The sequence below is a fragment of the Nodularia harveyana UHCC-0300 genome, assembly GCF_034931085.1.
Classification (GTDB): Bacteria; Cyanobacteriota; Cyanobacteriia; order Cyanobacteriales; family Nostocaceae; genus Nodularia; species Nodularia harveyana.
In genome coordinates this window covers 13,651-34,258 of the sequence record NZ_JAYGHG010000044.1, presented here as the reverse complement: position 1 = coordinate 34,258, position 20,608 = coordinate 13,651, and the positions used below count along the sequence as shown (strand labels likewise).

Below are 20,608 nucleotides of genomic sequence, written 5' to 3'. Positions count from 1 at the left end.
GCCACTCCTTCTCTGCTTCCAGAAGCTACTGCTTGTTCTGATGATTCTGACTTGTCGAAAGCTGCATAATTTGATTGCTTGACTTCGGGGGTTGTTTTCTTCTTCTTTATACCCCCTGAACGCTTACGTTACTACAGGCATTGACTCACCGTTCCTATGTCAATGAAAATCCTGGTGAAAAGCATAATGAGCGCTTAGAATTTTTAGGCGATGCTTTACTTACTTTTGTTAGTGGTGAGTATCTCTATACTCGCTATCCAGACATAACAGAAGGTGAAATGACTCGCCGCAGATCAGCACTAGTGGATGAAAAACAACTAGCAAAATTTGCGGTTGAAGTTGGTTTTGGAATGCGTTTAGGCAGAGGTGCAAGACAAGATGGAGGATCTGAAAGTCCTAATTTATTAAGTAGTACATTTGAATCGATTGTGGGTGCTTATTATTTAGATTGCGATCGCAACATTGAAAAAATTCGCCCAATTATTGAAGATTTATTTGATTCTGTCCCACCCGCAATTATGGAAATCCGTTCCAATGTAGATTCCAAAAATCAATTCCAAAAGTGGTCACTGGCAAATCATGGATTAATGCCTAAGTATATAGCCGAACGCATTGGTGGACAGGATCATGCTCCAGAATATTTTGCTCAGGTGTTTGTGGGTGATCAGGTTTACGGTTCTGGAACAGCTGGTGGTAAACAAGAGTCCAAAACACGATCTGCCGAAAATGCCTTATCTAATCTTAAAAAACAGGGGTTGATTTAGTTAGTGTCTTTGTGGTTAGCTAATTATTTTTCCCACAAAGACAGAAAGCAAACTCAATATTTATTTGTCTTTTTCAGTTCTTGCCATTTTTCTTGCAATCGATTCAAGTTAGGAGTATGACCACCGTAACGCCAGCCGACATAAGATTGGCAAATTTCATCTATGATCTCAGCCGTTGCTGGGGCGTGATGCTGGTGTGATACATTGGCATACTCCAAGGGTGTCTGTGCTGGATGCTTACCCAAACCTTTTTCATCTAACCATTGCAGCATTTGCTGATAGAGACTTTCCATAGGGGGCAATTTTTTTAACCAGCGACGTTTCAACCATTGTCGCCATTGTCCCCAACCTAGCCAAGCTAAAAATGCTGTAGTTGTAGCTAAGATTAAGCCGGTTAAAATGCCGAGCCACCCTTGGGAAAATAAAGCCAAAAACCGCACTAATGATCTAGCTAACCAGCGAAATATGGTTCCAAATAGAGTGTTTAAAAATCCTGTGACAGGGCTTGGTAACCAGCCAGCTACCCATTGCCAAAACTGTCGCAGCACACTAAATGTCTCAATGTCCTCAACAGAAGGAGGAATTAACGGATGATTGGGGATGGGGTCAAAAGCAAACCAGCCATATCTGGGGAAGTAAACTTCTGTCATCGCGTAAGCATCTGTATTACGGACAACGTACATCCCGGTAAATGGATTAAACTGTCCCGCACTAAAACCAGCCACTAACCTGGAGGGGATGCCAATGGAACGCAGCATCAGCGTGAGAACTGTGGAAAAGTGGTCGGGATAGCCGCCGTTGTTTTTGAACAAAAAGGCTTCTACCATGTCTTCTTCTTCGCTCAAAAAGGGCAATCCTAAAGGATTTTCCGGAACAGAGTAGTTTTGTTTAAGGTACTGGGCTAGGTAAAGAGTTATTTCATAAGGTGAATCAATGGTTTTGGCTGAATTTTCGATGCGTTCTTGGTTGTAATTATTGATGATTTCTTCCGTCCGTTGGCGAACTTTTTCCTGAATTTCGGAAGGAATTTGTAAGTAATGATTCTTAATATCTGGGGGATACTTAGTGGAAGCCTGACCTAATAAAGTGCGATCGCGGTATGGTACTTGAGAAACGACAGTGTAGGTGAGTCCTTCTGATAATCCTACAGGCGATCGCAGTCCATTTTCTGGATCAACTGCAATAATCGGTGCAGGATAATAGACATCTTTCGCATGAGCCATCGCCGGAATCAAGTTAGGCAAATCCGACACCACTGTGTAAGTTTGTACTATTTCTCGACTGCGACCAATAAATATTGGCAAAGGCAAACGAATTTGATAAGACCAAGGCGCACGCCTGTGGGTAGTAACGTCGTCATTACGGGAAATCTCCCATCCTTGTCCTGTGTAGTGGTCAAATGCCAACACGCGCCAAAATCCTTCAATTTGCGATCGCACCCGCATCACAACCTTGGGTGTCATCTCTCCCCGCAAATTTTGATTCATCTGGCTATTAAAGCCGTAATAAAAGTCATTATCTACCTCACCGTTTTCGCCTTGTCCATTCCCAGTACCAGCACCTTGATTACTGTTATTACCTTCACGGACATAACCAGGATTAGTAATTGTCCGACCTGTAAAATCATCCTCGACACTGATGGGGGCGCTGACAGGAAAACTGCGGAGTTGATAGCCAGGGAATCTGGGTAAAACAGCAAAAATTGCCAGACCCAGCCCGACAATAATCAAAAAATTGAAACTTAAGAATTTTAAATTGAGGATTGGAGAATTTTGCAGAGGGAACTTTTTATTATTTACTTTTGATGCCTGAATACCGAGTTGAGAGCGATAGTTTAATACTAAAGTCGGCAAAGCGATCGCTAAAAATAGTAGCAACATCGGGGCAAATTCCAGAGTTTGACTGAGTGTTGCTGCCACACCTAATAAAATCAAACCTATAACTATGGAATAACCCAAGCTTTTGCGGCGAGGCGTATCAAAGCTGTGGAGTATTTGTAGTTGAATTAATAACTCTGCCAAAGCTAGTCGCGTATCATTCAATTCTCCCACCAACTGCCCAAAAAAACCACCTAATGCAATTAGCATTCCGATGGCAATGCAGAATTTAACCGGAATATTGTTACTGCGGCGATTGTAGTAACTCCAAGTCGCACCTAATATACTTAGAGGCACTGCCCACAAACTGAATTGAGTCCCGCTCGCTATGTCCGTGGCAAGCACTCCGACAATTACTAACGCTAATATCAGAACCCTTAAGGAAATAGAATTTTCAACATCCGTTGACGCTGATCCCCGGACATTTTGCCGCCAGTAACGACCTATAGGTAGAAGCGAAACCTGATTGATCCTAGATAACTTAAACATTAAGAATATAAACCAAGGGGTATTGTAGATGCTGTAGACACAATATTAGGGATACCAACTGATACCAATTTGAAAAAAAAATATGACAGATACAATCACGCGGGAATCCAGATTGAGTCTGACTTTTTTAATTACAAATTATGAATGACAAATTGGTATGACTACCTTGCTTGCGCCTGAGTAAATTTTCCCACCAATTTATTCCCAGAAAAAAGAACTTCCTGGAAGCAAGCTATGTCAGTTTTATTATTTGAGACAGGTGTGATTTTCATTGCGGTTTTCAGATCACAACTCATAACCACTTGTTAATAAAGTAGAAACCCTAATGATCGATTGTTACTAAAGGATAAGATTGAAACCACGATAACCATCTGATATATCAGTGTTAATCAACCTCAACAACTAAAAGTGGTTATTGCCACTAAATCTTGGGACTAATGACAAACAGTAAAGGCTGTTGGTCTAGTTCCGGAAAATCAACTTCCAGAGTATAAATCGGAAGTGGTTGATTACAGTATAATTCTACACTCAAATTTCCCGGAGTGTCAGAATGTGCTACTGCTTGATTGCCATGTCCTTCCAATTTCAAAATTCCTCGAGCTGGTAACTTACAATCAACACTCAACTGTGTCAGCCCATCTTGAGATTGGTATTCTACCCTCAAAGTCAGAGTTCCGGCGCTAGTCAGCCATTGTCTTTCTAGAACAGGATGAGCTGATGATACTGGCAAAGTCAAATTATCCAGCAGTTCTTTAGCTGCTAATAACGACAATGCCATCTGTTGACGTGGTTGCAAATCTGAGTAGTCTTCATGAATCTCAGGCATAGTATCCAGAGTATCCACAGAACGATAAGTACTTCTCAGAACCAATCCAGCTAAATCATTGATGGTTTGAGACTCATTTGGGAAAAAGTCCTCAACTACCTGAACTAGTTTTGCCCCTAGAGGTAGCGAAGATGTAATCAAACCTTGACATTTTGCTAGTAATTCTTGGAAAACTTTCTCTGGTAATGGAATAGGAAGATTCAGCTTTGATTGCTGTGCTATCCATCCCCAGTGAGGACTTAATGCAGGCGATCGCTCTTCCACAACATCTGAGTACTCTACCAATTGAGACTCCCAAGGAAATAAAGGAGGCTGCTTTTCGACTTCAACTTGTAACCGACGCTTAAGGACGGCTTCGAAACGTTCTTGCACAGTAGGAATTTCTCCCAATTAAAAGGTTGGGGGGGATTCCTCCCAATTATGGCTCACCGCCTGTAAAGGTGGCTACCTCCTTGAGAGGTTCGTATACCCCTTCAAGTTCCTTACAATCTAACAATTTAGGCTTATGAATGTTAGTTTTATATGCCAACAACCAATCCAGTAAATCAGTTTGTAAGGATTCTGAGTCACTATTCATGAGTAGATGCACTTGATCCGGATACTAGAGAGTTACGAATTTCCCATGCTTGTTCCAGCATTTTAAACCACCGTTTTTGGAGTTGCGCTGTAGACAAACCTAAAGTTTTCGCAATTGTTTCATCTGGTTCTCCTTGTTGTTTCAATTCCAGTAACGAGCGCTGCTTATCATCCAATTGCGTTGTATAATCTTGCCATTGCTGGGGAGTTAAACCCAAATTAGTATGCAGTGAGGCTTCCAACCACTCGTGAACTAATTCCCAACGATGTAACAAGGCAAACCGAATCAGATGATATTTAAAGCGTTGCTGTAAGTAGTCGCGCTGACGCGGAGTTAAACCCAAAATTGACTCAATTTCCTGAGTTGATAAATCCTGGAGACGCAGAGAGAAGTAATCAGCACAATCAGATTGTTGCCGTTGTTCGAGATAATCCATTAATTCTGTAATCACAACCGAACGCAGAGTATCTTCTTCTGGTTCCGGTTCAGGTTGCATAGCCATTGCTGAACGCAACTGCTGTACTGCTGGTTCTTCCCAAGAACCGTCATTATCATTAGAACTACCTTCTGCGGCTTGTTCTATATCTACACTGGTTTCCTGGGGTTGCTGTTGCGAAAAAGTTTGGGCCCGGAGGATAATTAGCTGCTGCTGTCTTCCTGGTAACGGAATTCGTCGTTTACCATAGCGTTCAGTAAATGCCATGTACTCTGCCAACTCCAGCAGACTTTGGGGACGATAAGTCGCACCCAATTGATTTTCCCGACGGAAAGCATTTAAAGCTTCTAGATAAAAACCTTGAAGAAAATCTTCAATAATGGTCAGCCGCCCTTGATAGCTCAACTGCCTTTGAGGAGGATTAATGTAGCGATATATAATTGCACTCAGAGTACTGTGTAACTCTACCCTACCTCGACTGGAACCCAACTGATAGTACCTGAGACACTGTTGCAGTCGATGTCTAGCCAGGGAAATAGCCGAGCCTTGCACATCCCCAGAAGCCTGGATACGTTTACTCTCTTGGCAAATCCGGTATACTTCCGTGGTAATTCTGCTGGCTACATCATGGCAATTCTGCTGGGAAGCCTTGGTTGATTCCTGAAGTTCCTGGTATAGGAGTTGGAATGTCCCCTCAACGTTGATAGAATTGTCTTCCTGAACGGTTGGGGTGGGAACTGTTTTGGTTGGAATTGTTGCAGTTGCGGCTGAATTCATAGTCTCGGTTTTCAAAAGACCCTAAAATACTTAAGTAAAACCTGTGACGACTGTGGGTGCTGGCTAGTGGTTGAGATTTACTGATTAACTAAAAGTGGGCTAGTCCAGTAGTTAGGATGTGCCTCCGATGGATTGGATAGTTCACAATTTGATAGATGCTTTTGCCATTACCCAGGAGCCGTTTACAAGTCATTATGGATGTAAAAAAACAAATTCAATTGCTGATTAATAATGCACCCCGCGATGGCATAACACCACATCTTGTTTCAGCAATTAGCCCTGTATTGATCTCGATCACTAAAAAGTTAAGCCATTCCCATTACTATATTCTTCAGAATGCAGAAGAGAGATGGGTTTTAACTACATTGAGCAATCGGGTAAATCCAGGATTAGAAAAGCGCGTCATCTACGCTTTTCCTACCATACAGGATGTTTCCCTAATTTCACCTGCTGGGCTTGACCCTCAAATCGTCACTAAAATTGTTCCTGTTACCCATATTTTGTTCCAAATGGTGGCATTAGAACCCGTAGATAGTATAGTTTTTTTAGAAACGCCGGGTCAGACCACTCATACTGTTGAAATCAAACGCTCAGAATTGCAAAATCTCCTGCAAAAACAGATAAAACAACAGCAAAGGGGTCAACAGATTCCTCCAAATATTGCATAAATAAATTTTGCAGTTGGGATTCATTAGATACATCTAAGATTCCAACTGCAAGACCTAAAATTTTTAATTTAAAAATCTCAAATTTGTTAATAAAGCCGACTGAGTACGTAGTCAGCGATGTTAATTAGTGCCTCGCGTGATTCGGAGGGGGCGAGAACCTCAAGATGGTCAACTGCTAACCTGGCATGGTAAGCCGCTAATTCCCGTGCTTGCTGTATACCTTGACTGTCTTGAATCATCTCTAAGGCTTGCTCTAAATCTCCTTCTTGGTCAAATTTACGTTCAATTAGCGCTTCCAGGTCTGGTTTTTCCCCTAAAGCAAATAAAACGGGTGCAGTGAGATTACCACTTTTGAGATCAGATCCAGCTGGTTTACCCAAAGTATCAGTTGTGCTGGTGAAATCTAAAATATCATCCACAATCTGAAATGCTAGACCTAGATGACGGCCATAGTTGTACAAATGTTCGGCAGTTTCTAGAGAAACGTTACTCAGTAACCCAGCCGCTTTGGAACTGTTGGCAATTAAGGAGGCTGTTTTGTAATAGCTCTTTTTGAGATAAGTCTCTATAGAGATACCATTATCAAAACAATTTATGCCTTGCTGGATTTCGCCGGTAGCCAGATCCATAATCACTTCTGAGAGTAGTTTCACCACCTCCAAATTGTCCAGGTTGGCTAAATACCAGGACGATTGGGCAAAGAGAAAATCTCCTGCTAGGACAGCAATGCGATTACCGAACAGACTATGAACGGTAGGCACACCACGTCGCATTTGTGCTTCATCTACCACATCGTCATGCACTAAGCTTGCCGTGTGAATCATTTCTGTTATTTCTGCTAGACGGCGGTGACGCAGGGTTATGTCTTTTTCTGACATTGTGGCCCGCGATATCAGCAGAACAATTGCTGGTCTAATACGCTTTCCCCCAGCTCCGAATAGATGTTCGGCGGCCATAAATAGGATGGGGTGGCGATTTCCAACTAGCTGCTTGAGGTTATCTGCTAGTATTCGCAGGTCTGCTTCCACAGGGGTAAACAGGGAGGTGGCTGAGGTCATGGATGGGCGGACTCTGGCTTAGGTTACGAAAGTTTACATATCCTACACCCATTTTAAGATAACCCTGTGCCAGCGCAAAGTTTTGATTGAGAAATACCTGCTTATTTGCTGTATGTTATTCATCCAAATTGGAGGTTAACTAGAGGTACAATTTGCCTGAAATCCTTATGTTAAGCGTCTATTGCTATGTTTTATCTTCCAAAAAATATTCTTTACATCAGGCAAATATTTTTTTATATTTGTTGCTTATCTCGTCTAAAGTCAAGAAATACAATTTACTGACTATATTTCTGTATATTTTATATAAAACACTAAGCTTTGTATTTTCTGTAAAGACTCCGTTATTAGGATATTGCTGTTTTTTGTCGAAAATTAATTTCTGCAAATAAGTAATATATAATACATATCATCAATGTTTAAGGGAAATACAAGTTGAAATCAAGGAATAGCTAAGTCTTAGCAGTTTGGTTTTGATCTATCTAAAAATTTTCAACTTAAACCCCAAATTGGTCTGAAAACTCAGGATCATTGTGTTACGCTAATTTATAGGAATTTTAAATTTTTCAGCGCTCATTTTTCCAAGGTAAGCTGCCTTTAGGTAATGTTACTTATTGAGATTGAGTGTCTAAAATAAGTAGTAGCTGTCAATGAAGAATTAAGAAAATTATTTCTTGGTTTTTCACACGGCAATTGAGCCTATGGAAGTGGATTATTGCGATATCCTTAGGATTATTCGCTGCAATTTCTTAACGTCTGTTGAACGCTAAGACCTCTATCCTCATAGACGTATAACCATAAATAATGCAGACTCAGTAGACTGCTGAGGAGTGCAGTGGGAATTGCTGTTTAGCAATCTAACTGTTGTGGTGTTTGTGGTCTGCAAAATTTCATTTGAATAATTATTTAGTTAACCGTAGATGATCATGATTCTACGGGAAAGCTTTGTATAAACGGCACAACCATTAAGGATGTACTTAATAGGTTGAATTTTTTCTAATTCAAAAAAATTATATATTCCATTCAGAAGGGTGCTGGTAGAACGATGATTTACGGGAAGATGCCTATGTTGACTTTTATTTTAGCTTCTGGATATTTGTTTACAGTCTATGTATTGTTAGCGCTGGCTAAGAGAAGTGGTAATAATTCTGATACTAGAAATTTACCTGCAAGTAACCGAGGAAAACAGGAATCAGATGTTTCATTAACGGCTCATGTGAGTGAGGTTGTTAATAGTCAATAGGCTAAAACTTTTACATACAAGGTTAACAGAATTTATTCATGGTGATTAAAATTGGGAAACAGGGGTATCAGTGAAATCCACATTCTCAACTGTCGGAGTATGTCCTAGCCACTGGAGACCAGATTGGGCAAACTTTTCTGGACAACCGCTAACAGCAAAGCGAGTTGGTAGTGGGGGATGTGTATTTCTTAATCTAAGTAGGTTTAACTCTTGAGTACAAGCTGCTACAACGTGAACGGCCGGATCAACAAGTTTCACTTGTGAGGGGAGAAGCGATCGCAATATTGGTGCTAGATGGGGATAATGGGTACAGCCGTAAACTAAGGTGTCAATTTCTTGCTGAATTAATGGCTCTAGATATGAACGTGCGACTTCAGTGGTATAAGGATCATTGATGCGATTTTGTTCAATCAGTGGGACAAACTCAGGACAACTGACTTGCCAAACATTGACACTGGCATCCATCTCTAGAATAGCATGACGATAGGCATTGCTTTTAGCCGTAGCTGGGGTAGCAATGACACCGATACGTTTTCCTTGCTGTACTGCTGCTTTTGCCCCTGGTAGAATTACTCCGATAATCGGTATATTAAACTCCCGGCGGACTACTTCCAATGCCAGGGCGGAACTAGTATTACAAGCCATGATTACCATCTTTACACGTTGCTGCTGCATCCAGTTCAGGATTTCGCGCACATACTGTAATATTTCAACTTGTGAACGAATGCCATAAGGCAGTCTTGCCGTATCTCCAAAGTAGATAATAGATTCATGGGGTAAATGGCGATAAAGTTGCCGGAGTACTGTTAGTCCACCCACCCCGCTATCAAAAACGCCAATGGGGGCGCGTTGAGGGTCTTGAACCGCAAAATTATCGTCAAAGATGGATGATGAATACACAGGTAAATATTGATTTAGCTTTTTGGATATAAAATACAAAATGTAGCAGAAAATTCGGAATTCGTAACCTCTAAACTTGCAATTTAAAAATAAAATTCTGACCTGCGGCTTTCACAGATCAGAACTTCCTTAAAACTAAAGCTAATGCTATCCCACGCCAAATGAAAAATTATGGGCGTGGGGCTAACAGCTAAAAAATTAAATTCAACGAGACGGGATATTACTATTGAGTTCTTGACTTATCTTTGTTTTAGATGCTGAAGAATACCACGAGCGATCGCATCTGCCATTTGATTTTGGTAAGCTGTGGTTTTAAGTTTAGCTGCATCCTGCGCCCCTGTGACAAAACCTACTTCTACGAGAACTGAGGGCATAGAGCTTTTTCTAAGGACGTAAAATCTCGCTTGCCGGACATTCCTATCTTTGACAGTCACATTTTTAACAATGTTGCTATGAATCGAGCGAGCTAAACCCTGACCACTCTGGAAATAATATGTTTCCAAACCATTGACATCCGGACGACTCATACTGATGGCATTAGCATGGATACTGACAAATACATCAGCCTTAGCTCGTTCCGCCAAATCCACCCGTCCTTGTAGGCTGACAAAATAGTCGGAATCACGGGTTAATACTGCTTGCACGCCATTTTGTTGCAAAATCTCTGCTACCTTTTTGCTAATGGGCAAAACTACATTCGTTTCACGCAGTCCACCAATACCAATTGCCCCAGGGTCTCTACCACCGTGTCCGGGGTCAATCATCACGATGGCGCTGGTTTTGGGTGCAGGACGTGGTGCAGGACGTGGTGCAGGTTGTGGGGGAGCAGTGGGACTTGGTAATTGTGCTTGGGTTGGTGCTGGTAGAGGTGGTAAAGCAACCGGCGGTGAAATATTAGTTTGACGAGAGCCTTGTAATTGTAAAGCCAAAAGCTGGTTGCTAACTTGGTTTATTTCTCCTATTTGCACTCCCGTAGCTGGTTGCACCAAGATCACCACAGAATTGTTTTGTGGTTGCAAACGTACCCGCAGAATAGGACTATTGGGACCAAAATTTGGGCCTCTAACGTTGCTGGCTAACTTAGCATTGGGAATAGTGATTCGGAACAAACCAGAGGATCTATCCCAGCCACCAGTAGCATTGAGTTTGCTATCGGATCTAATCAGTAATTGGGTATCATTATTAGCCAATTCCACAGCCTGGATTGTTCCTGGGGAATTATTGGCTACGGCTATATTAGTGGTTTGGGTGGGTGGTAAGGGCTGATTATTCTGCGAGTTGTTAGCAGTAACATTGCCTGGTAATCTGACCACACGAGAGGGTAATACCACCAAACCACCAGCGCTACTATTAGTTGCCTGCCAGTCTGGGCTATTTTTGTCTACTCGCAAGGTCATGCGGACAGCAGGTGGTTGGGTATTTAAGGTTGTGAATTCGACCCGACTAATACCATGTCTATTAACTTGATTATTTCCCTGGGTTAAACTGGGAGACAAACTCGCGTCGGCGATATCCATAAAAATGGTATTGCGATCGCGGCTGCGATTAATTTTAACTTGAGGATTACCGCCATTAGTCTTCAGAAACAACCCATCCCCTGTGACCTGTAACCTCTGAATTTGAGTTTTTCCTGATGTGGCGCTAGCAATTTGATTAGAGAACTCTGGTTTTGAAGCAGAATCAGAATCTAGGGTAACCACATTGTAGATATTTCTCGCAGGAGATTCAGGTGGTCTGGGGTTACTTTCAGCCCTAAGCTCTGGTGTTAGGCTTGGCAATTTAACCTGCCAGCGACTGGCACTGACGTTTTCAAATTGTACCTGTTGCGGGTCTAGAGTATAGCCAGGACTGAGTTCAACAACTAGGCGGGTTGTTTTAGGATCAAACTGCCCCACACGGACAACATTAACAGCACCACCTACCCGTTGTGTCGACTGTGGCTGTCCTAATGACGTGCTGGGTAAATCAATTACCAGGCGCGTCGGGTTGAATATCAGTTGTGCTTGGGGTTGAACAGGGGTATTCGTCTCAATTTCTAGCCGATTTTGATTAGCATCAAAACGCCAAGATTCCAGTTTTGCTGCTACAGCCGGCGACGATAGTAAGACGATAGTTCCTACAGTACTGGGTAGTAACCAGTGTAATTTCACAATCCTTTCTCCTGATTCGCGTTCATGGAAGCCATCAATATTTCAACATTTGGGCTAATCGTCACACTGTTACAACCTAATCTTTCTGTTTGATACTTTCGTGACTTTTTTGCTGCTATAAAGACACAATTAATGGCTCAAATTACTAGTATTCCCTCTAACTTTGCCATCCTATCAGGATATAATATTCATGCCTGCAAAGTATTCTAGATGCAATCAGATTATCACGATAATTAACTATAATTAATCAATTATTGTTCGTGATACTTGACATGGCCTTTTGATTGTGTATGAGTTTTGTAATAGCTGACAATCAATGTTTTGAGTAAAAATTTTCAACTACTTTTAATTGATGTGATAAAATTTGCAGTCACTGATAGCTGATTGTTGCCAAATAGCTAAATTAACATTATCAAGCAGGTTAAGATTGGCGAAACATAACATTTTAAATGCTAGTAGTAGTGAGACAAAAAGTACAATTGATAATCTCCAATGACGGAGACTTAGGGATTATGTTTCCAGAGACTGGGGGTGGAAAATTGGGTATTTGATATCAGGAACATATCTTCCTAAAACATAGACTTTATACCCCAGTCTCTTGTCCGTCCAATTAGTTAGGTTTTTGATGAATTATCCCCAGAATCTGGGTTATCGTCGTGGTTATTACTATCATTTACGGTAGAGACCGATTGAGGGTTTTCCAGGTTCAAAGGTGTCCCAGTAGCATTTTCTAAAATCAGCTTGTCTGAGTCTGTTACCAAATTGTCTGATTCGGGAAATACAAACCGTAATAGTGGGGGAGCTAAAAACGTGGTAGTGATAACCATCATGATAATTGCCGCTCCCAGCGATTTAGAAAGAACACCACTGGCAGCACCGACACCCGCAAAAACCAAACCTACTTCACCACGAGGAACCATCCCCACTCCAATTGCTAAACGGTTAATTTCGGGTTGACCAAAGACACTAAAACCTGTAATCACTTTACCAATAATAGCCACTGCGATCAGGAAAATTGCGATAATTAAACCTTCTCGATTGCTGGGGATGGCTGGGTTCAAAACTCCCAAGTCGGTTTTTGCTCCAACAGTAACAAAGAAAATTGGCACTAGCATATCGGCAATAGGTACAACTTGCTTTTGTAATTCTTTGCGTTTATCGGTTTCTTCTAAGACTAAACCTGCCGCAAATGCTCCTAAAATTGCTTCTAACTGAATTACAGAGGCAAAGTATGCCATCGCAAAGGCAAAAATGAGGGCTGGGATTACTAGTTCGCCACGTGTTTTTAGTTGATCGGCGATCGCCACAAATGCTTTGTTGAAAATGTTACCTAGTACGACGGAACCGATGAGAAAACCACTGGCGCTGATAATTAGGTAGATAACATTGCTTACATCTACTGCGCCATCTTTGGCGAGGCTGGCAACTACCGCTAGCACGATAATACCTAATACATCGTCCATGACAGCAGCACCAAGAATAATCTGCCCTTCTTTGGAACTGAGTTTTCCCAATTCTGACAATACCTTGGAAGTAATACCAATACTGGTAGCAGTCAAAGCCGCCCCAGCAAAGATTGCAGGTACTGCACTCACACCAAACAAAGTCATCAGTCCCAGAGTCCCAGCTGTAAAAGGTACTACTACCCCGACTACTGCGACTATGGCAGCTTGAGTCCCAACTGATATTAAGTCTTTTAAGTTGGATTCCAAACCAATTTCAAATAGCAGAATGATCACACCCAGTTCTGATAAGACGGAAATGACTTCTGATTGGGCTGCAAATACTGCTGGAGTAGCTTCAGGAGTTAAACCCGCAGTCATTTGGAGAAAGGTCATGATTAAAGAGTTAGAACTGTCTGTGCCACCTTCTGGAAACACCAACAGATGCAACACAGAGATGCCCACAACCACACCTCCTAAGAGTTCTCCTAAGACAGGCGGTAAACCTACTCGGTTGGATAATTCCCCACCAACTTTACTGGCTAGATAAATTACCACTAAACTCAGTAGGACTGCGCCGATCACCATTGAACTATCTGCGGTTTCTGTGGTACTAGCCAGCAGGGGAAAATATACGTTGATTGCATCTAAAAACTGCATTATGTTGTGCAAAAATCCTAATGTGTGCAGGGAGAATCCTTCTCTTTAGTTTTACTACTTTATGGGAAGCAACATAAGTGCAAAATATCTCCTCAATTATTTTGTGGTGTCAGTCAATGAAATCAGCTGTTGCGAGTAAAATTCTCATACCGGGACAACAGACAGTCTAGAAAGGCGCTGCAACTGGAAATCTCGATTGTGTTTGATTTGGATTAGTTGTAGGGATGCAGAGACTCTTCTGAGCATCTTGATACCTACAACTACGTAATTGAGGATTGTTTAATGTTGGATCAGCATCAGGCGGGCTGACCACTTCTGCTATACCGATAATTTGTCATTCTTTGCCGCGATGATAAACCAAAGCTTAGTCGCTAATCAGCATATTCTATATACGTTGAAGTACTGGGGTATTATTGACTCTATTCCAAACTGTACTACCATCCTGCTCTAAATTAAAGTATGAATATTTTTTTGTTCAGTTTTCATGAGCCAGTATGCCATGAAAGAATATCCACAAGTTTTAATTAGTTTTTTTAGTTTCCAAAAATGTAACCGTCACTACTTGTAACTAAGGCAGTGCCAAACTCAGAATAAATAATCAATGCAACATTCTGAGTGTTGAGTTCATCATAGTTATAGAGATGCTTGTTGATAGTTTGTAAATTACTACATAACTTTTCTTTAAAGCATCTGGAGAATCTTTTTACAGGAGTACAAATTTTATGCTTAGAGAGTTTTTATCTGGTTTTCGGTGGCGCTCTGGTAACTTGGGGAAAATCTTGCTCTTAGTTTTGTTGGTATGTATAATTTTTATGCAGCCTGGGTTAGCTCAAGAAAAAGATCAAATGTTGCGAACTCTGACAGTTAGCGGTCGCGGTGTGGAAACAATTCCTACCACTCTCTCTCAAGTGAGTTTGTCTGTGGAGGTTCAGGATAAAACGGCACAGTCAGTACAAGCAGAGGCGGCTCGTCGGTCATCAGCTGTAGTGAGTTTACTGAAAAGCCGAAATGTGGAGAAGTTAGAAACTACTGGTATCCGCCTCAATCCAGTTTATAGTTACACCGATAATGTGCAACGAATTACTGGATATGCTGCTAATAATACTGTAAGCTTCCGTATGGCTACGGAAAATGTTGGTGTGCTTTTAGATGAAGCTGTGAAAGCGGGTGCAACGGGAATTAATGGTGTGAGTTTTACTGCTACGGATCAAGCGATCGCCTCTGCTCAAAAACAAGCACTCACAAAAGCTACTCAAGATGCTCAACAACAAGCTAATGCTGTTTTGAGTACTCTAGGTTTCCAAGCTCAGGAAGTAGTAAGTATTCAAATCAATGGTGCAAGTGCGCCTCCACCACCAATGTTACAGCGAGGTGAGGTGGCTAAGTTATCTAGCGCTGACGCTTCCACACCTGTGATTGGTGGTGAACAGAATGTAGAAGCATCGGTAACGTTGCAAATTAGTTATTAGTTATTGGCAATGATTAATGGTTAATTAAAAGTGTTCTGAGGACATATCTGCCATACCCGCTTCTGTATCGCGCTTGGAACCTAACAAGTCTAATTGTTCTACTTGAATGACTGGACTAGAACGGTTCGCTCCTGTTTGGCGATCGCTCCAGGTATCAAACTTTAAGGAACCTTTGACAGCAATTTGCTTACCCTTGCGAATATAATTACCCGCTACCTCTGCTGTTTTTCCCCACAGTTCTAAATTGAACCAGTCTGTATGTTCGCCTTCACGCGATCGCCGATTAACTGCTAGTGTTAATCTACACTTAACCGCACCAGACTCGAAATATTTAATATCTGGATCGCCGCCGACACGACCAACAAGTGTGACAATGTTAATGCTCATGGATTTGCTTATAGTACAAAATTACTGATATATATAGTTTTTTATCATATCTAATTGTGAAGCTATTTGAAAATATGTTAAAAACTTAACAGTAAATCTGGGTATCAAAATGAGATAAATGACCAGGAAAAATGGCAAAAGTCTACGGATATATTGAATTAGCTAGAGAATATCAACAACATAGACAACTAACACCTAGTCAGGATGGCTAAAACTTCTCAGACAATAGCTGACTTGCTGGATTCCAGGTCTAAAACATCATAAAGTCCAGCAATATTAATTTTAACAGTTTTTAGCCAACAATTATCGCAAATAGGGGATTTAGAGACGCGTGGGGCTTTTTAGGAACTTTCGCTCATCATGGGATATCGGTATCGACCTCGGTACCGCCAACACTTTAGTGTATGTATCTGGTAAAGGAATTGTACTTCAAGAACCTTCTGTAGTGGCTATTGATCAAAACAAATATGACCAAGCCTTAGCAGTGGGGGAAGAAGCCAAAAAAATGCTTGGACGTACACCGAAAAATGTGATTGCAGTCCGTCCATTACATGACGGCGTAATCGCTGATGTCGAAACAGTCCAGCTGATGTTGAGACGGTTTATCGAAATTGTCAACGGCGGTAAGTCACTAATTACACCGCGAATTATCATTGGTATTCCTAGTGGTGTGACAAAGCTAGAAAGAAGGGCTGTGTCAGATGCAGCTATCGAAGCTGGAGCCAGAGAAGTATATTTAATTGATGAGCCAATGGCAGCAGCAATCGGCGCTGGGCTACCTGTGGCAGAGGCTACAGGCAATATGATTGTAGATATTGGTGGCGGCACAACAGAAGTTGCCGTACTCAGTTTTAAAGGTACTGTCATTAGTGAATCAGTACGCGTCGCCGGTGATGAATTAACAGAATCCATCATTATCTATTTGAGAAAAGCTTATAACTTAGTGATTGGAGAGTGGACTGCTGAAGATATCAAGATTCGCATTGGTTCAGCTTATCCTACTCAGGATCAGGATGACCCGATGATGGAAGTCCGAGGTATACACTTGCTTTCTGGTTTACCAAGAACCGTCACACTCAGAGGAGAAGAAATTCGTGACTGTATGTTGGAACCCCTAGGAGTAATCATAGAAGCTGTGAAACGGACACTAGAACGCACACCTCCAGAATTAGCTTCAGATATTATTGATAGAGGAATCATGATCGCTGGTGGTGGTGCTTTGCTGAGAGGCATAGATACCCTCATAAGCCATGAAACAGGTATTATTACCCATATTGCGGCTGACCCCCTCTGTTGCGTTGTACTAGGAATAGGTCGTGTATTAGAAAACTTTGAGCAGCTAGAACGGGCTTTAATTGGACCTTATAGCAATATTTAGTCAGAAAGAGCAGATATTGGCTTTTATGCCCATGAAATTTTGGTTTCATGTCAATAAAACATAATGTTTTTTAAATTTATAAACTTAGGTATAGATGGTTAGTGTACGTCGTTGGTGGAATAGTAAATTACTGCAACTTGGAGTCCTCACGGTATTACTGAGTGGTGCGTGGATGTTGAGACAAACTCAGGGTCATTTACTGCTGGAAATGTACCAATTAGTTAGCCGTCCATTCCAAATGTTACAGACAGGCCCTAGTCCAGAAGAGCGTTTGAATGATTCTCGGTTCTGGGAGTTACAAACACGTATAGCTGATTTAGAAAGTGAAAATCAAAACTTAGAAAATTTATTAGGTTACGTTGAGAAAGCCGCACTTTCATCAGATCCAATTATAGCGAGGGTAGTGGGGCGGAGTGCTGACCATTGGTGGCAACAGGTTATTCTCAATCGTGGCTCGAAGCAAGGGGTTAAAGCAGGTTTTATTGTCCAGGCTGATGGTGGCTTGGTAGGTTTAGTTGAAAGTGTTACTCCTAATACCAGCCGTGTGTTGTTAATTAGTGACCTAAAAAATCAAGTGGGTGTAACAATTAACCGCAGTTCCGCTAAGGGGATTTTACGGGGAGATTCTTCGGCGGAAGCTGTGCTGGAATTTTATGAAAAAATCCCTGATGTCAAAGTAGGAGATTTAATCTCTACATCTACCTATAGTCAGAAGTTTCCGGCCGGTGTGCCAGTGGGACGAATTAAATCTTTGAATTTTAAACAGTCTCCAGCATCACTGGCAAAAGTGGAGCTTTTACCGCCGATACTATCATTAGATTGGGTAGCTATATATCCGTTCGCTCCCATTACTGATGAGTTAGAATCTACCAACTCAGAATTAGTCAACTAAAATTGTCATGAGATTTTTATGAAACTGCCTTTATGGAAAGGTACGCCTAACAAGGCTAGAGCGCCACAGCAAAGATTATTCCAGTTAATGCCTATTTTTTACTGGGACCCGGTGACACGTAAACTGATGAATTGGGCAGTGATATTTGGATCTGTGCTGTTTTGCGTACTTATGTTACCCACCCGCTTTTTCGGAATGGAATTATTGGGAATTGGGCCTAATTGGTTGTTAATTTGGGTGGTGGCTTGGAGTGTGAAGCGTTCGGTTTGGGAAGGAATATTTGCTGGTGTCGTTTTGGGACTACTTCAAGATGCTATGACATCACCTGAACCTACCCATGCTATGACTCTAGGTTTTGTGGGGTGTTTGACGGCTTTGCTACAAAAGCAGCGTTTTATCCAAGAAGACTTTATTTCTATTGCTTTAATTGTGTTTGTGATGGCGATTGTGTCAGAAACTATCTTTGGATTGCAATTAAGTTGGATGGGAAATCGCAATGTGGAAGATATTTGGGCATATTATCAACGCGGCACGCTAGCTTCTGCTATTCTCAGTAGTCTTTGGGGTCCTGTGGTTTATTATCCCTTAAATATTTGGTGGCAGAAGTGTAAGTTGTGAAAACAGTAGTCACGCCTCAGTTTTTGGTGATTTTGGATAACTGTAAGCAATTTTGATACCGCTTTGAATTTTCCTGTGAAACAGGAAGGTTAGCGGCAGAAGATGTCAATGTTTAAGATAAAAGCAGCTAGGGTGCAAAATATTGAAAGTACCGCCCAAAATTATGGATAATTTCCCAGTGGTTACTCCAGCAGATATCTCTCTCACCAATGAGACTCAGGAAAATGAACTGATATTACGAACTGACAACAGCCAGGAGGGTATCCAACAAACAGCGCTGGCGCGATCGCCAGTGGAATCTAACTCACCAGAAAGTGATGTTGACCGGGTGATGATGCAACGGTGTTTGACACTGGCACGCCAAGCTTTGGGACGCACTTCCCCAAATCCCCTAGTAGGGGCGGTGGTTGTCCAAGATGGCAAGATTGTCGGGGAAGGTTTCCATCCCTGTGCAGGTCAGCCTCATGCAGAAGTTTTTGCCTTGAAAGCCGCAGGTGTAGGGGCGGAATCAACTGAAGAAAATCACGCTCATGGTGCTACAGTCTACGTTAATCTGGAACCTTGTAATCACCACGGACGCACTCCCCCTTGTTCGGAAGCGTTAATTGCAGCTGGTGTGGCTAAAGTCGTCGTAGGTATGGTTGACCCCAATCCCTTAGTCGGTGGTGGAGGTATTGCTCGTTTACGTGCTGCTGGTGTAGAGGTAGTGGTAGGAGTAGAAGCGGAAGCCTGTTATCAGCTAAATGAAGCTTTTATTCATCGCATTCTCCATAAACGACCTTTGGGAATTTTAAAATATGCCATGACTTTAGATGGTAAAATTGCTACCTCCTCTGGTCACAGTGCTTGGGTGACAAACCAAGATGCCCGGAATGAAGTTCATCAACTACGGGCAGGATGTGATGCCATTATTGTCGGTGGTAATACAGTCCGAAAAGATAATCCTTACTTAACCAGTCATCAGGTAGGAGCGCATAATCCCCTGCGGGTGGTGATGAGTCGTCAGCTAAATTTGCCTGAAGATGCCCGGCTGTGGGAAACTGAGGAGGCTCCTACTTTGGTGTTGACAGAGAAGGGAAGTTCTCCTGATTTCCAAAATTTCCTCCGCCAACAGGGAGTTGAGGTAGTAGAATTAACATCTCTGACACCAGAATTGGTCATGACCAATTTATACGATCGCGGTTTTTGTAGCGTCTTATGGGAGTGCGGTGGGACTTTGGCCGCCAGTGCGATCGCTCAAGGTGCAGTCCAGAAAATTCTGGCTTTTATTGCTCCTAAAATTATTGGTGGTAGTCATGCTCCTACACCTGTAGGTGATTTAGGTTTGAATATCATGACCGAAGCCCTGAACTTAGAACGGGTTCGCTGGCGTGTGGTAGGTTCTGATTGCCTAGTTGAAGGTTATTTACCACAAAAAAAATCATAATTAATAGTCCATAGCCAATCGTGGTGTATTGTCTGTGGGCTTAATTACTGGCGCTCATAAGCAAGATCGCGGATGAGGGTGAGCCGGGATTGAATGTAGTCACTGAGGTAATCAGTTTCTTTGGGATCTAATAATGCTTGCTTTGTAGTTTGTTTGACTAGCCATTGTACCAAGCTAGCATCATCCATCTGCAAGAGGATCTTGGTTTGAGAATTTTCAACTACAGACCAAAGCTGACGCAGAATTTTAGGAGTCATTAAGACCTCTAGTTAATCATTAACTTAGCTATTTTTAGATTACACAATTTATGTGGCAAATTACGTTCAGATATACAACCTGAGACAACTATTATAAAAAACTTAATAGTGGGATTTATAACTTTATGAAGATTAATTATTGAGACACTATATTTATGAATTAACAAAAATTTACTTAAGAACTATTTTCAGTAGAGCAATTGTAATTAATATTTATTACTAGCAAGAAACAGCACTTCGACATTCAGCGTCTATCCCTTGCACTGGGAGCAAAAAATAAGAAACCCGGTTGTAGACCGGGGTAGGAAAGTGGAGTA

General features: G+C 41.7%; 18 protein-coding genes. 8 read left to right on the top strand and 10 right to left on the bottom strand.

Annotation, left to right across the window (positions count from 1 at the left end; genetic code table 11):
* Positions 1-140: 140 nt before the first annotated feature.
* Positions 141-764: a ribonuclease III gene (gene rnc / locus VB620_RS19385; RefSeq protein WP_323197789.1), complete on the top strand. Its 624-nt coding sequence runs from the start codon at positions 141-143 to the stop codon at positions 762-764.
* 53 nt (positions 765-817) lie between these two features.
* Here the strand turns inward: rnc and VB620_RS19380 are convergent, their stop codons facing one another.
* The 4 genes from VB620_RS19380 to hetZ form a co-directional block, all read right to left on the bottom strand.
* Positions 818-3,130 carry a transglutaminase TgpA family protein gene (locus tag VB620_RS19380; RefSeq protein WP_323197788.1) on the bottom strand — a complete coding sequence of 771 codons (2,313 nt, stop codon included), beginning with the start codon at positions 3,128-3,130 and terminating at the stop codon, positions 818-820.
* Between the two features lie 421 nt (positions 3,131-3,551).
* Complete coding sequence (locus VB620_RS19375; RefSeq protein WP_407674271.1) at positions 3,552-4,328, bottom strand: PatU; 777 nt, start codon at positions 4,326-4,328, stop codon at positions 3,552-3,554.
* Positions 4,329-4,374: 46 nt separating this feature from the next.
* The gene (locus tag VB620_RS19370; protein WP_323197787.1) at positions 4,375-4,533 is read right to left on the bottom strand and encodes a hypothetical protein; all 159 of its coding nucleotides are present in this window, start codon (positions 4,531-4,533) and stop codon (positions 4,375-4,377) included.
* Entirely contained in the window at positions 4,526-5,746 is a 1,221-nt protein-coding gene (hetZ, locus tag VB620_RS19365) for a heterocyst differentiation protein HetZ (protein ID WP_323197786.1), read from the bottom strand. Before hetZ ends, VB620_RS19370 begins: the two co-directional genes overlap by 8 nt.
* A gap of 194 nt (positions 5,747-5,940) precedes the next feature.
* Between hetZ and VB620_RS19360 the strand changes: the two genes are divergently transcribed.
* A complete protein-coding gene (locus tag VB620_RS19360; RefSeq protein WP_323197785.1) occupies positions 5,941-6,414 on the top strand; it encodes a hypothetical protein in 474 nt (157 codons plus the stop codon).
* An 86-nt stretch (positions 6,415-6,500) separates the two neighbouring features.
* Here VB620_RS19360 and sds read toward each other — a convergent pair whose 3' ends face one another.
* Positions 6,501-7,472: a solanesyl diphosphate synthase gene (gene sds, locus VB620_RS19355; RefSeq protein ID WP_323197784.1), complete on the bottom strand. Its 972-nt coding sequence runs from the start codon at positions 7,470-7,472 to the stop codon at positions 6,501-6,503.
* A 1,063-nt stretch (positions 7,473-8,535) separates the two neighbouring features.
* Here sds and VB620_RS19350 point away from each other — a divergent pair.
* A complete protein-coding gene (locus tag VB620_RS19350) occupies positions 8,536-8,712 on the top strand; it encodes a hypothetical protein (RefSeq protein WP_323197783.1) in 177 nt (58 codons plus the stop codon).
* A 45-nt stretch (positions 8,713-8,757) separates the two neighbouring features.
* Here VB620_RS19350 and murI read toward each other — a convergent pair whose 3' ends face one another.
* The 3 genes from murI to VB620_RS19335 all read right to left on the bottom strand — a co-directional run bounded on the left by murI (position 8,758) and on the right by VB620_RS19335 (position 13,864).
* Entirely contained in the window at positions 8,758-9,612 is an 855-nt protein-coding gene (gene murI / locus VB620_RS19345; protein ID WP_323197782.1) for a glutamate racemase, read from the bottom strand.
* Between the two features lie 239 nt (positions 9,613-9,851).
* Complete coding sequence (locus VB620_RS19340) at positions 9,852-11,762, bottom strand: N-acetylmuramoyl-L-alanine amidase (RefSeq protein WP_323197781.1); 1,911 nt, start codon at positions 11,760-11,762, stop codon at positions 9,852-9,854.
* Positions 11,763-12,376: 614 nt separating this feature from the next.
* Positions 12,377-13,864, bottom strand: coding sequence for a cation:proton antiporter (locus VB620_RS19335; RefSeq protein ID WP_323197780.1), 1,488 nt, complete (start codon positions 13,862-13,864; stop codon positions 12,377-12,379).
* A 722-nt stretch (positions 13,865-14,586) separates the two neighbouring features.
* On the opposite strand from VB620_RS19335, the gene VB620_RS19330 reads away from it, so the two are divergent.
* Complete coding sequence (locus VB620_RS19330; protein ID WP_323197779.1) at positions 14,587-15,333, top strand: SIMPL domain-containing protein; 747 nt, start codon at positions 14,587-14,589, stop codon at positions 15,331-15,333.
* A 24-nt stretch (positions 15,334-15,357) separates the two neighbouring features.
* Here the strand turns inward: VB620_RS19330 and VB620_RS19325 are convergent, their stop codons facing one another.
* Positions 15,358-15,720, bottom strand: coding sequence for a single-stranded DNA-binding protein (locus VB620_RS19325; protein ID WP_323197778.1), 363 nt, complete (start codon positions 15,718-15,720; stop codon positions 15,358-15,360).
* A 367-nt stretch (positions 15,721-16,087) separates the two neighbouring features.
* On the opposite strand from VB620_RS19325, the gene VB620_RS19320 reads away from it, so the two are divergent.
* The 4 genes from VB620_RS19320 (at position 16,088) to ribD (ending at position 20,034) form a co-directional block, all read left to right on the top strand.
* Positions 16,088-17,098 (top strand): rod shape-determining protein, encoded by a 1,011-nt coding sequence (locus VB620_RS19320; RefSeq protein ID WP_323197791.1) that lies wholly within the window; start codon positions 16,088-16,090, stop codon positions 17,096-17,098.
* Between the two features lie 94 nt (positions 17,099-17,192).
* Positions 17,193-17,990: a rod shape-determining protein MreC gene (mreC, locus tag VB620_RS19315; protein WP_323197777.1), complete on the top strand. Its 798-nt coding sequence runs from the start codon at positions 17,193-17,195 to the stop codon at positions 17,988-17,990.
* Positions 17,991-18,008: 18 nt separating this feature from the next.
* Entirely contained in the window at positions 18,009-18,608 is a 600-nt protein-coding gene (gene mreD / locus VB620_RS19310) for a rod shape-determining protein MreD (protein ID WP_323197776.1), read from the top strand.
* Positions 18,609-18,771: 163 nt separating this feature from the next.
* Positions 18,772-20,034, top strand: a complete 1,263-nt coding sequence (ribD, locus tag VB620_RS19305) for a bifunctional diaminohydroxyphosphoribosylaminopyrimidine deaminase/5-amino-6-(5-phosphoribosylamino)uracil reductase RibD (RefSeq protein WP_323197775.1) — start codon at positions 18,772-18,774, stop codon at positions 20,032-20,034.
* A gap of 44 nt (positions 20,035-20,078) precedes the next feature.
* Here ribD and VB620_RS19300 read toward each other — a convergent pair whose 3' ends face one another.
* Positions 20,079-20,291 (bottom strand): hypothetical protein, encoded by a 213-nt coding sequence (locus VB620_RS19300; protein ID WP_323197774.1) that lies wholly within the window; start codon positions 20,289-20,291, stop codon positions 20,079-20,081.
* Between the last annotated feature and the right edge of the window lie 317 nt (positions 20,292-20,608).